Genomic DNA, 11,249 nt, shown 5'->3' on the forward strand with positions numbered 1-11,249 from the left:
CTTTGCGGCGGGGTTACAGGCGAGCGCCGGGTATGCCCAGCAGCTCGCCCAGAGCCTGTTCCAGGGTGTGCAGCAAACAGTCGACATCCGCCGCCGTGGTCTGCGGGCAGCACAGGGTCATGTTGTGGAACGGGGTGATGAGAATGCCCCGGTTGATCAGATAGAGATGCAGGGCCATCTGCAACTCGTCGTGGAAGGCCGCCTCGGCCTCAGCGCCGTTACGCGGCGGCCGCGCGCAGAACTGGAACTCGCAGCGGGCGCCCAGTTCGGTCACCGACCAGGCCAGCGCATACTTGCGAATGACCTGACGCAAGCCCTCGGCCAGGCGCTGAGCCAACGGCAGCATGTGCTGGTAGGCCTCGACCGTCATCACATGCTCAAGGTTGGCGCGCATGCAGTGCATGGCCAGGGCGTTGGCCGACAGGGTGGTGCCCATGCCGCTATGGCCGTGCCCCTGGCTGCCGGCACTGGCCCGCTGGCGGGCCGCCTGCATGGCGCTGGCCATCTCCGCACTACAGCCATAGACCCCGCAGGGCACGCCACCGGCGATCGGCTTGCCGAGCACGAAAAAGTCCGGTTCAAGGTTCCACAAGCGGGTACAGCCACCGATATCGGTGGAGATGGTGTGGGTTTCGTCGATGATCAGCAATGCGCCATATTTACGCGTGAGTTCGCGGCACTTTTCCAGGAAGCCCGGATCGGGCAGGACCATGCCGATGTTGGTCATCGCCGGCTCGCAGAGCAGGGCGCACACGTCACCCTGGGCCAGTGCCGCCTCCAGTGCCGGAATATCGTTGAAGGGGATGGCCCGGCTGTACTCGGTCAGGTCATAGGCCTGGCCGATCAGCCCGCTGCGGTGCTGGGTGCGCCCATCACGCTGGCGCACCATCACGTCATCGAGGGTGCCGTGATAACAGCCATCGAAGACCAGCAGGGTATTGCGCTGGGTAATCGCCCGCGCCCAGCGCAATACATAGCGGTTGGCGTCGGTGGCCGTGGCCGTGACCTGCCAGTAGGGCAGGCCAAAGCGCGCGGCGAGCAGCTCGCCACACACCAGGGCATCTTCGCCGGGCAGCATGGTGGTCAGGCCGTTGCCAGCCTGCTCGGCAAGGGCCTTGGCGACCGGCTCCGGCGAGTGGCCGAACATGCTGCCGGTGTCGCCCAGGCAGAAGTCGATGTACTCGTGGCCGTCGACATCATGGAAACGCGCCCCCTTGGCGCGCTCGACGAACAGCGGGCAGGGCGTCGACCAGTCGGCCATCCAGTGCATCGGCACGCCGCCGAACAGCGACTGGCGAGCGCGCTCGGCCAACGCCTGCGAGCGCGGGTTGCGTTGCAGGAAGCGCGCCTGCTCGGCAGCGAAGAACTGCGCCACGGCCTGGCTGCTGATGCCACTGGAAGTCATGCCTGAACACCTCGTTCGTTTTTTCACACATCCTGATTTGTGATCACATAACTGTCAATCACGGCAAAAAAACTCTTTCAAGGTTATGATCCAGGCTTACTTGTGATCACAGGGTCAATTCACATGTGCACTTTTTTATTGATCGCCAGCCCTGCGTCTGTGCCTTGGCAAGGCTGTTGACGAGCATGTCCGGCAACCTCCAGGAACAGCTCTACCAGCGACTGCGCGCTGACCTGTTGGCCGGCCGCTACCTACCCGGCCAGCGCCTGAAAATCCGCGACCTGGCCGCCGCCTGGGGCACCAGCCCCATGCCGGTGCGCGCCGCCCTGCAGCGGCTGGCGGCCGAAGGTGCGCTGGAGGGCGAGGCGCAGCGTTCACTGCACGTTCCGCAGATGGATGCCGAACGCTATCGGCACTTGCTGCAAGTACGCCTGAGTCTGGAAGGCCTGGCCGCCGAGGAGGGCGCCCGGCGTATGGATGCCGACACCCTGCAACAGCTGCAGCAGGCCAGCCAGGCCATGCAGGCAGCTCTCGACCAGCGCGACGTCCAGGCCTACCTGCAACACAACAGCCAGTTTCACCTGGGCCTCTACCGGGCTGCCGGCAACCCGCTGCTGCTGCGCCTGATCGAGTCGCTGTGGCTCCAGGTCGGACCGTTCTTCAACCAGCTGTTCACTGCCGCCGACCTATCGCTGCGCCTCAACGAGTTTCACCAGCAGTGCCTGCAGGCCATCCTCGCCGGGGATGCCCTGGCTGCCCGTGCCAGCATCGAACGCGACCTGAGCTTCTGCGGCCAGGCGCTGCTCAACCTGCTGGCGCTGGACAGTCAGCCCGCGAGCTGAATCACAGGCGGCTCAGTAGCCGCTCTCCAGCCAGACATCCCGGCACCAGTGCCACACGGTTTCCCAGGTTTCCTCAGCCAGCTCGCCGCTGGCCGCCTGCCACAGAAACACCTCACCCTCGGCATCCACCGCATAGTAGTCATCGCCGTCCTGGCACAGCGGCACCAGGTCGCGTGGCAAGCCGCGATCCCAGGCTACCGAGGCCACTTCCGGCAGGTAGGTATGGGCGTGCGGGTCGCTGGCGGTCACCGGCTCCAGGCGGCCATAGACCACATCACTGACCGTCAGCAGGTATTCGCGCAGGGCAAAGGGCAGGTGGATGAGAATCTGCTCCTGGACGTCCACCAGCATCTCTTCATCCGGCAGTTCCAACGGCACCGGTACCGGTTCGTTGCGCTCTCGCAGTTCCTCGATGATCTCTTCCACGCTTCAGACTCCTGGGCTAATGACGGAACAGGGGCGCTAGTGTGCGGTGGCGCCCGCCTTGCTTCAAACCTTATCCGCTGGCGCAATAATGGCATTCTGCTAGGGTCACAGACAGGCATGGCCTGAGCATGGGGGATGGGCGCATGAGTAGCAGCGACGACAGCGACGCGGAACAACAGCGCATCGACCTGCTGGAACAGGCCGCACGTCGTAACCGCCTGTTCCTGCTCGGGCTGAGCGCGGCGCTGGGCAGCCTGATGCTGGGCTCCGTGCTGTTCAACCTGATCCATCTACTCGGCGACGACAGCCAGGCCACGCTGCAGGCCCAGGCCCGACAGATCGCCAGTCTGGAAAAGCAGGTGCAGAGCCAGGCACAGCGCCTCGATGAACAACAAACACTACTCGCCAGCCTGCAGGAAGCCCGCCTGCAACAGGTGTTCAGCCTGGCCGAGCACCCCGACAGCATTGCCCAGGTAGCGCAGGTGCTGCAGGCCCAGGAACGCGACTACCGACAAGCACTGCAGGCCCTGAAGCGCGGCATGCGCGACCTGGCCAACATGCTGCCTGGCTCGCGCAGCTGGTTGAGCGACTACGAAGAAACCCTGCAGCAGACCCTAGAACACAGCCAGCAACGCAGCGAAAACCTCCTGCTGTGGGCCGAGCAGGCACGCCAGGCGGCCCTGTCGAAAAAATGAACAAGGCGCGCCAGGCCGCTCTGGCCGTAGGCCAGCGGCAGGCACTGACAGCTTATCCACAGGACTGTCCAGCACCCCTGTGGACTACTCCATGCCGTAGGGAGCCTGGCTGTGCAGGGGCAGCCCAGCCATCAACCGTGCGTCCAGCAGGGCATGATGGGGAATGGCTTGCGGATCGACACCCGCCAGCAACTGGGCGTCCTCGCGGCAGCCACGCACCGTGGCTGGCAAGCCGTCACGGCCCAGCAACTCGAGGAGCAGCGGCCAGTCCCAGGCCAACGCATCACTGACGATCTCTACCTCGCCCTGGCCCTGCAGAAAATCCACCAGCACCCGCCGCGCCTGCTCCAGGCTGTGCCCATGGCGCGCCAGGTCCAGTTGCGGGAGCACAACCTGCTGGACGAATTCGCTGCAGCCCTCGACTGTCCAGCCCTCGTTCAGCTCGATGTAGCACTCATCACCCTGCGCACCCACCAGAGCCAGGCTGATCAGCCGGCGATCGAGACTGAGACAGGTGAACTCGGTATCCAAAAACAGGCTACGCATGGCACGACACCTCCGCATGATGGGCCTTTCTGCAACTGTAGCAGCGCACAATGCACAAGGCCCCGAACCAGTCGGGGCCTTGTCGGTAAGCCGGAGCGGGCGCGGATCAGCCGTTCTGGCGAATACCGGCGACCAGCCAGGGCTGGTTTTCACCCTGCAGACGCTCCAGGCGCCAGCTTTCGCTGAAGGCTTCGCCCTGGTCGAAACGCGAGGTCTTGGCCAGACCACTGAAGGTCAGGGTGGCAATGGTCTTGTCGGCCTGGTCATCCAGCCCATCGAACTGCACTTCCAGATTATCGATGTAGGTGGACTGGAAACCGTCGCCCAGGCTGGCACGCTCCTGCTGCAGGAAGCTGGTCATCTGCGGAGTGAAGAACTCGGCGATCTTCTCCATCTCGTTGGCATCCCAGTGCTGCTGCAGGGCCAGGAAATGCTCACGCCCCTGCTCGACGAAACGCTGCTGGTCGAACCAGGCCGGCAGGTTCTGCTGAACCGCGGGGCGGCTGCCGGCCGAGCCAAACAGCGGGGCGGCGCTCTCGCGGGCATAAGGCACGCCACCGGCCATGGCTGGTTGGGCCTGGCGACGGCGCGCAGCAATCAGCTTGAAGATGACAAAGGCAATCAGGCCGAAGATCAGGATGTCGAACAGCTGCATGCCCTCGAAGCCATCGCCCATGAACATGGAGGCCAGCAGACCGCCGGCGGCAATGCCGGCCAGCGGGCCGAGCCAGCGCGAAGCGCCACTGGCCGCCGCCGGGCGGGCCGCATTGGCGCTGTTGGCAGCGGCAGGCTGTTGTTGACGTTGCAGCGGCTGGGACTGGTGGCTGGGCGCCGAGCCGAAGCTCTTACCGCCGCCGAGGCGCTTGGCATGGACATCCAGGCTCATGGTCAGGCCGATGCACAGGGCCAGGGCAAAACTGAAGAAGCGTTGCATGGTGGTCGCTCTTGGTGGGTGATTCTCGCGCGCTATCTTGCCGGGCATAGCAGCACGGGGATAGCAGCAGACTGTTTCGGGATTTTATACCGGTCCGCGCCTATTCCCCAGGCTGTAACAGAGCGCCAGCAGCCACGCATGTAAAAACCCCCATCGACAGGCGGCAGGCTTGGCATACCGGTCATCTATCGCTATGTTCTGCAAGATATAGCGCAGGCGCTTCGTCAAACAGCCGCCTCACCATCCATGCGTGGCGGCCTGTCAGCCAACCTTGCGGGTATCACTACCCATTAAGAGGTATACGGGCGTACGCCGGCTGTTGCAGCCGTTAGGCTGCGCACCTGTCCTGCCGAGGAGCATCGCGTATGCGCAGACCCTTCCGCCCTGTCTTGCTGGCCTTTGCCCTGGGCAGCAGCCTGCCCAGCTGGGCCGACACCCTGCAGGTGGCGGTAGCGGCGAACTTCACCGCACCGTTCCAGGCCTTGGTGCCGCTGTTCGAGCAGGCCACCGGCCACCAGGCGGTCGGCGCCTTTGCCGCTACCGGCCAGTTGTATGCGCAGATTCGCCACGGAGCCCCCTTCGAGGTGTTGCTGTCGGCAGACAGCAGCACGCCGCGCAGGCTGATCGAGGAAGGCGAGGGCGTGGCCGCTTCGCGTTTCACCTATGCCACCGGCAAGCTGGTGCTGTGGTCGGCCCAGCCGGACTACCTGGACGGCACGCCGGCCGCCCTGCACGCCGGGAAATTCCGTCATCTGGCCATCGCCAACCCACAGACGGCGCCCTACGGCCTGGCGGCGCTGCAGACCCTGGAGCAGCTGGGCCTGCGTGACCACCTGGCTGAACGCCTGGTGGAAGGCCAGAGCATCAGCCAGACCCAGCAGTTCATCGCCAGCGGCAATGCCGAGCTGGGTTTCATCGCCCTGGCGCAGGTCTACCGGGACGGGCGTATCAGCAGCGGTTCGGCCTGGCAGGTACCGGCCAACCTGCATACACCGCTCCACCAGGATGCCCTGCTGCTCAACAGGGGCCGTGACAATCCCGCCGCCCAGGCCTGGCTGGACTTCCTGCAAAGCCCGCAAGCCGTCGAGGTGATTCGCGCCTTCGGCTACGACCTGGCGGATTGAAGCCCGCATGCCGCTGACCCAGAACGACTTCGCGGCGATTGGCTTGAGCTTGCAACTGGCCAGCCTGACCACCCTGCTGCTCCTGCTGCTCGGCACCCCGCTGGCCTGGTGGCTGGCACACAGCCGCCGACGCTGGAGTAAGCGCCTGGTCAGTGCCCTGGTAGCCTTGCCGCTGGTGCTGCCGCCTACCGTGCTGGGTTTCTACCTGCTGGTACTGCTCGGCCCGCACGGCTGGATTGGCCAGCTCACGCAAAGCCTCGGCCTGGGCACGCTGACCTTCAGTTTTGGCGGGCTGCTGATCGGTGCGGCGCTCTGCTCGCTGCCGTTTGTCGTGCAGCCGCTGCAAAACGCCTTCGAGGCGATCGGCCGCGCCCCGCTGGAAGCCGCCGCCACCCTGCGTGCCTCGCCACTGGACAGTTTCTTAACGGTGGTCGTGCCGCTGGCCCGGCCAGGCTTCCTGACCGCCGCCACGCTGAGCTTTGCGCATACCCTGGGTGAGTTTGGCGTGGTGCTGATGATCGGCGGCAACATCCCCGGCAAGACCCAGGTGGTGGCCATCCAGATCTACAACCACGTGGAAGGCATGCACTACGCCCAGGCGCACTGGCTGGCCGGCGGCATGCTGCTGTTTTCCTTCCTGATCCTGCTGTTGCTGTATGCCGGGCGGCAGAACCGCCAGGGCTGGAGCTGATGAGCATGCACGCCCCGGCGCAGATCCAGGCGCGTTTCGTCCTGCAACATCCGGGCTTTTGCCTGGATGTCGACCTGCAACTGCCCGGACGCGGTATCACCGCGCTGTTCGGCCACTCCGGCTCGGGCAAGACCAGTTGCCTGCGCTGCGTCGCCGGGCTGGAACAGGCCGGCACCGGCTACCTGGCGGTCAACGGCGACTGCTGGCAGGACAGCGCGCGTGGCCTGTTCGTGCCCACCTACCGCCGGCCGATCGGCTATGTGTTCCAGGAAGCCAACCTGTTTGCCCACCTCGACGTGCGCGACAACCTGCTCTACGGCAGCCGGCGCATTCCCCGTGCGGCGCGTCAGGTCGCCCTGCAGCAGGCCGTCGACCTACTCGGTATCGGCCACCTGCTGCAGCGCCTGCCGGGACGTCTGTCCGGCGGCGAACGACAGCGCGTCGGTATCGCCCGCGCCCTGCTGACCAGTCCGCGCCTACTGCTGATGGACGAACCACTGGCCTCGCTGGACCTGCAGCGCCGCCAGGAAGTCATGCCCTACCTGGAGCGCCTGCAGCGCGAGCTGGACATCCCGCTACTGTATGTCAGCCACGCCCCGGACGAGGTGGCGCGCCTGGCCGATCACCTGGTCGTGCTGGAGGAGGGCCGCGTACGCGCCTGCGGGCCGTTGCAGGAAACCCTGCTGCGCCATGACCTGCCGATGTTCCAGGAGGAGGATGCACAGGCCGTGCTGCACGGCCTGGCCGGCGCATTCGATGAGCACTACGGCCTGCAGGCGGTGCAGCTGGATGAACAGAGCCGGCTGCTGCAGCCGGCGCGTCAGGCGGTCGCGCCCGGCACCTCGCTACGCCTCAAGGTGCGCGCCCGCGATGTCGGCCTGAGCCTGGCCCAGGTGCAGCACAGCAGCCTGCTCAACCACCTGGCGGTGCGCGTCTGCGACTGGCAGGAAGTGCCGCAACTGAGCTACGTGCAGGTGCGCCTGCAGCTGCCGGGCGGCCAGCAGTTGCTGGCACGCATCACCCGCTACTCCTTCGACCAGCTGGGCATCCACAGCGGCCAGGCGCTGTGGGCACAGCTCAAGTCGGTGTCGCTACTCAACGGCTGACGGCCGGCGCTTCCCGCCAGTTGTACAGCTGCTGCTCGCTGAGTGCGTGCATGGCCGCCGCCTGGCGCTGGAAGTCCTGCATCGACTGCCAGATACGCCCGTGCAGTTCATCCTGTCCGGCCAGCTCGCCGAGCAGGGCCATGGACTGCTCGCGCAGCGCTACCAGTACCTCGTCGGGGAAGCGCCGCAGCTGCACACCGGCCGCCTGCAGTTCGCCGAGGGCGCGCGCATTGTTGTACACATAGTCGCTCTGCATGTGCTGGTTGGCGGCCGCCGCGGCTTCCTCGACGATGGCCCGCAGGTCCTCCGGCAAGCCGGCCAGGGCCTGTTCGTTAACCAGCAGCTCGATGGTCGCCTGCGGCTCCTGCCAACCCGGGTAGTAGTAATAGCGCGCCGCCTTGTGCAGGCCGAAGGCCAGGTCGTTATACGGGCTGACCCAATCGCTGGCATCGATGGCCCCGGTCTGCAGGGCGGTAAATACCTCGCCACCGGGCAGGTTGACCGGGGTCGCGCCCAGTCGACCGAGGACTTCGCCACCCAGCCCGGGCATACGGATCTTCAGGCCCTTGAGGTCATCCAGCTGGTTGATTTCCTTGTTGAACCAGCCACCCATCTGCATGGTCGAGTTGCCCACCAGCAAAGGCCGTACACCATAGGGCGCATAGGCTTCCTGCCAGAGTGCCAGACCGCCGCCATGGGTAACCCAGGCGTTCATTTCCAGGGTCGACAGGCCGAATGGCACGGCGGTGAAGAACTGCGCGGCCGGCACCTTGCCTTTCCAGTAGTAGGCAGCGCCATGGCCCAGTTCGGCAGTGCCGCGGGACACCGCATCGAACACTTCCAGTGCCGGCACCAGCTCACCGGCGGCATACACCTTGATCTTCAGGCGGCCACCGCTCATCGCCTCGACCCGCTGGGCAAAGCGCTCAGCGGCGGTACCCAGGCCGGGATAGTTCTTCGGCCAGGCGGTAACCATCTTCCAGGTTTGCGGCGCGGGCGCGGGGCTGGCTTGCGCCGCTGCGCTGTCTTGTGGCTCCTGGCAGCCAAACAGGGCCAGGCTGCCGGCCAGCAGGGCGGCGGTGAACAGGGAGCGTCGTTGCATGGGCGGACTCCAGGTGAAGGGTGGGCGGCGGGCGATGATAACGGCCGCCACGTCTGATGACCTAGCGGCAAACGGGGAGACAGGCTACAGGGGCTGCAGCTTGGCGTAGCTGAGCATCAGCCACTTGCTGCCTTCATGGTCGAAGTTGACCTGCACCCGAGCCTGCGCGCCACTGCCCTCGAAGTTGAGGATCACCCCCTCGCCGAACAGCGCATGCTGCACACGCTGGCCCAGGCTGAAACCGGTTTGCGGCACCTCGGCGCCGGCAAAAAGACTGTTGCCGAAACCACTCTGGCTGCTGCCGCTGAACGGCCGGCTGACACTGCCGGACAGGCGCACCTCGCGCAGCAACTGGGCGGGCACCTCACGTACGAAACGCGAGACCTTGTTGTAGGTTTCACTGCCGTACAGGCGGCGGGTTTCCGCGTAGGTCATCACCAGGCGCTGCATGGCGCGGGTAATGCCGACATAGGCCAGGCGCCGTTCCTCTTCCAGGCGCCCCGGCTCCTCCAGGCTCATCTTGTGCGGGAACAGTCCTTCTTCCATGCCGACCAGGAAGACCAGGGGAAACTCCAGGCCTTTGGCACTGTGCAGGGTCATCAGCTGCACGCTGTCCTCAAACTCCTCGGCCTGGGTATCGCCGGCTTCCAGCGCCGCATGGTCGAGGAAAGCGGCCAGCGGCGACAGCTCGTCCTCGGCAGTCTCGAAGGTGCGCGCGGCACTCACCAGCTCCTGCAGGTTCTCCACGCGGGCCTGGCCTTTCTCGCCCTTTTCCGCCTTGTGGTAGTCGATCAGCCCGCTGCGCTCGATCACCGTCTGCGCCAGCAGGTGCAGGGGCAGGTCAGTGACCCGCTCCTGCAGCTCGTCGATCAATGCACAGAAGCCGGCCAGCGCGCTGGCCGCACGCCCCGGCAGGGCCTTGGCGGCCAGTTGCTGCTGGATACTGCGCCACAGCGAGGTGCCCTGCTGGCGGGCCACTTCGCGCAGGCCTTCGACGGTTTTCTCGCCAATCCCGCGGGCCGGCAGGTTGATCACCCGCTCCAGCGCGGCATCGTCATCGCGCAGACGGATCAGCCGCAGGTAGGCCAGGGCATTCTTGATCTCGGCGCGCTCGAAAAAGCGCTGGCCGCCATAGATACGGTAGGGAATGCGTTCGCGCAGCAGCGCTTCCTCAAGCACCCGCGACTGCGCGTTGGAGCGGTAGAGGATGGCCATGTCGCTGCGCCTGAGGCCGTCCTTGCGCAAGGCCTCCTCGATGCACTCGACCACGTAGCGCGCTTCGTCATACTCGTTGAAGCCAGCAAACAGGCTGATCGGCTCGCCGTCCTGGCCCTCCGTCCACAGCTCCTTGCCCAAACGCCCCTGGTTATTGGCAATCAGTGCGTTGGCGGCCTGCAGGATGGTGCCGGTGGAGCGGTAGTTCTGCTCCAGGCGGATACTCTGCGCATCGGCGAAGTCATCGGCGAACTGCTGGATATTCTCGATACGCGCACCACGCCAGCCATAGATCGACTGGTCATCGTCGCCGACCACCATGAGGCTCGCGCCCCCCTGGGCCAGCAGACGCAGCCAGGCATACTGCACCGCGTTGGTATCCTGGAACTCGTCCACCAGGATGTGCCGGAAACGCTGCTGGTAGTGCTGCAGCAGGCCGGGATGGTTGCGCCACAGTTCCAGCGCACGCAGCAGCAGTTCGGCGAAGTCCACCGCCCCGGCGCGCGCGCAGGCGGCTTCGTAGGCTTCATAGATGTTGCGCAGGGTGGCGAGGAAATGATCGCCACTGGCCTGGATATTCTGCGGGCGCAGGCCTTCGTCTTTCTGCCCGTTGATGAACCATTGTGCCTGGCGGGCCGGCCAGCGCTGCTCGTCCAGGCCCAGCTCGCGGATCACCCGCTTGACCAGGCGCTGCTGGTCATCGCTGTCGAGGATCTGGAAATTCTCCGCCAACCCCGCCTCACGCCAGTGCGCGCGCAACAGCCGATGGGCCAGGCCATGGAAGGTCCCCACCCACATGCCCTGCGGGCTGATGCCCAGCAGTTGCTCGATGCGCTGGCGCATTTCCGCCGCCGCCTTGTTGGTAAAGGTGACCGACAGGATGCTGTGCGGCGAAGCACCTTCGACCTGGATCAGCCAGGCGATACGGTGCACCAGCACGCGGGTCTTGCCGGAACCGGCGCCGGCCAGCACGCGCTGGCGTCCCAGTGGAGCGGCGACCGCCTGGCGTTGGGCCTCGTTGAGGGCGTTGAGCAGATGGGAGATATCGTCATGCATGGCCGGCATTCTATCGGGTTGCCCGGCGCTTGTCGTTTCGCCACTGTTTGGCACCCAGGCAAATTCCTGTATACAGTCGTTCACAACGCTTGCCGCCGCAGGCCAGA

Annotated in this window: 11 protein-coding genes; 5 read left to right on the plus strand and 6 right to left on the minus strand. The window is 65.6% G+C overall.

The genetic code is table 11. The annotated features are described in order from the left end of the window. Nucleotides 1–13: 13 nt before the first annotated feature. Entirely contained in the window at nt 14–1,405 is a 1,392-nt protein-coding gene (locus tag CW360_RS11380; protein WP_101193770.1) for an aspartate aminotransferase family protein, read from the minus strand. A gap of 185 nt (nt 1,406–1,590) precedes the next feature. Here CW360_RS11380 and CW360_RS11385 point away from each other — a divergent pair, with 185 nt between their 5' ends. Further along, nucleotides 1,591–2,247: a GntR family transcriptional regulator gene (locus tag CW360_RS11385; RefSeq protein ID WP_093986475.1), complete on the plus strand. Its 657-nt coding sequence runs from the start codon at nt 1,591–1,593 to the stop codon at nt 2,245–2,247. Nucleotides 2,248–2,259: 12 nt separating this feature from the next. On the opposite strand, the gene CW360_RS11390 is transcribed toward CW360_RS11385, so the two are convergent. Next, complete coding sequence (locus CW360_RS11390) at nt 2,260–2,673, minus strand: SMI1/KNR4 family protein (RefSeq protein WP_093986474.1); 414 nt, start codon at nt 2,671–2,673, stop codon at nt 2,260–2,262. A gap of 143 nt (nt 2,674–2,816) precedes the next feature. Here CW360_RS11390 and CW360_RS11395 point away from each other — a divergent pair, with 143 nt between their 5' ends. After that, entirely contained in the window at nt 2,817–3,368 is a 552-nt protein-coding gene (locus CW360_RS11395; RefSeq protein ID WP_101193771.1) for a hypothetical protein, read from the plus strand. 84 nt (nt 3,369–3,452) lie between these two features. Here CW360_RS11395 and CW360_RS11400 read toward each other — a convergent pair whose 3' ends face one another. Both CW360_RS11400 and CW360_RS11405 read right to left on the minus strand, forming a co-directional pair. Next, nucleotides 3,453–3,914, minus strand: a complete 462-nt coding sequence (locus CW360_RS11400; protein WP_101193772.1) for a hypothetical protein — start codon at nt 3,912–3,914, stop codon at nt 3,453–3,455. A gap of 106 nt (nt 3,915–4,020) precedes the next feature. Continuing rightward, nucleotides 4,021–4,848 carry a Tim44 domain-containing protein gene (locus tag CW360_RS11405; protein WP_101193773.1) on the minus strand — a complete coding sequence of 276 codons (828 nt, stop codon included), beginning with the start codon at nt 4,846–4,848 and terminating at the stop codon, nt 4,021–4,023. 365 nt (nt 4,849–5,213) lie between these two features. Between CW360_RS11405 and modA the strand changes: the two genes are divergently transcribed. From modA to modC, 3 genes are read left to right on the plus strand one after another with little or no spacing between them, the layout of a single operon-like run. Continuing rightward, nucleotides 5,214–5,972 carry a molybdate ABC transporter substrate-binding protein gene (gene modA / locus CW360_RS11410; RefSeq protein ID WP_101193774.1) on the plus strand — a complete coding sequence of 253 codons (759 nt, stop codon included), beginning with the start codon at nt 5,214–5,216 and terminating at the stop codon, nt 5,970–5,972. Between the two features lie 7 nt (nt 5,973–5,979). Beyond that, on the plus strand, nt 5,980–6,663 hold the full coding sequence (gene modB, locus CW360_RS11415; protein WP_101193775.1) for a molybdate ABC transporter permease subunit: 684 nt from the start codon (nt 5,980–5,982) through the stop codon (nt 6,661–6,663). Then, nucleotides 6,663–7,769: a molybdenum ABC transporter ATP-binding protein gene (gene modC / locus CW360_RS11420; RefSeq protein ID WP_245874704.1), complete on the plus strand. Its 1,107-nt coding sequence runs from the start codon at nt 6,663–6,665 to the stop codon at nt 7,767–7,769. The genes modB and modC overlap by 1 nt, the downstream gene beginning before the upstream one ends. Here modC and CW360_RS11425 read toward each other — a convergent pair. Together CW360_RS11425 and uvrD are read right to left on the minus strand one after the other, a co-directional pair. Continuing rightward, on the minus strand, nt 7,759–8,871 hold the full coding sequence (locus tag CW360_RS11425; protein WP_101193776.1) for a TRAP transporter substrate-binding protein: 1,113 nt from the start codon (nt 8,869–8,871) through the stop codon (nt 7,759–7,761). The two genes, modC and CW360_RS11425, sit on opposite strands and share 11 nt — an antisense overlap. Before the next feature lie 84 nt (nt 8,872–8,955). Beyond that, nucleotides 8,956–11,142: a DNA helicase II gene (gene uvrD / locus CW360_RS11430; RefSeq protein ID WP_093986550.1), complete on the minus strand. Its 2,187-nt coding sequence runs from the start codon at nt 11,140–11,142 to the stop codon at nt 8,956–8,958. Nucleotides 11,143–11,249: the final 107 nt, after the last annotated feature.

This window comes from Pseudomonas fluvialis, assembly GCF_002835605.1.
Taxonomy (GTDB): domain Bacteria; phylum Pseudomonadota; class Gammaproteobacteria; order Pseudomonadales; family Pseudomonadaceae; genus Aquipseudomonas; species Aquipseudomonas fluvialis.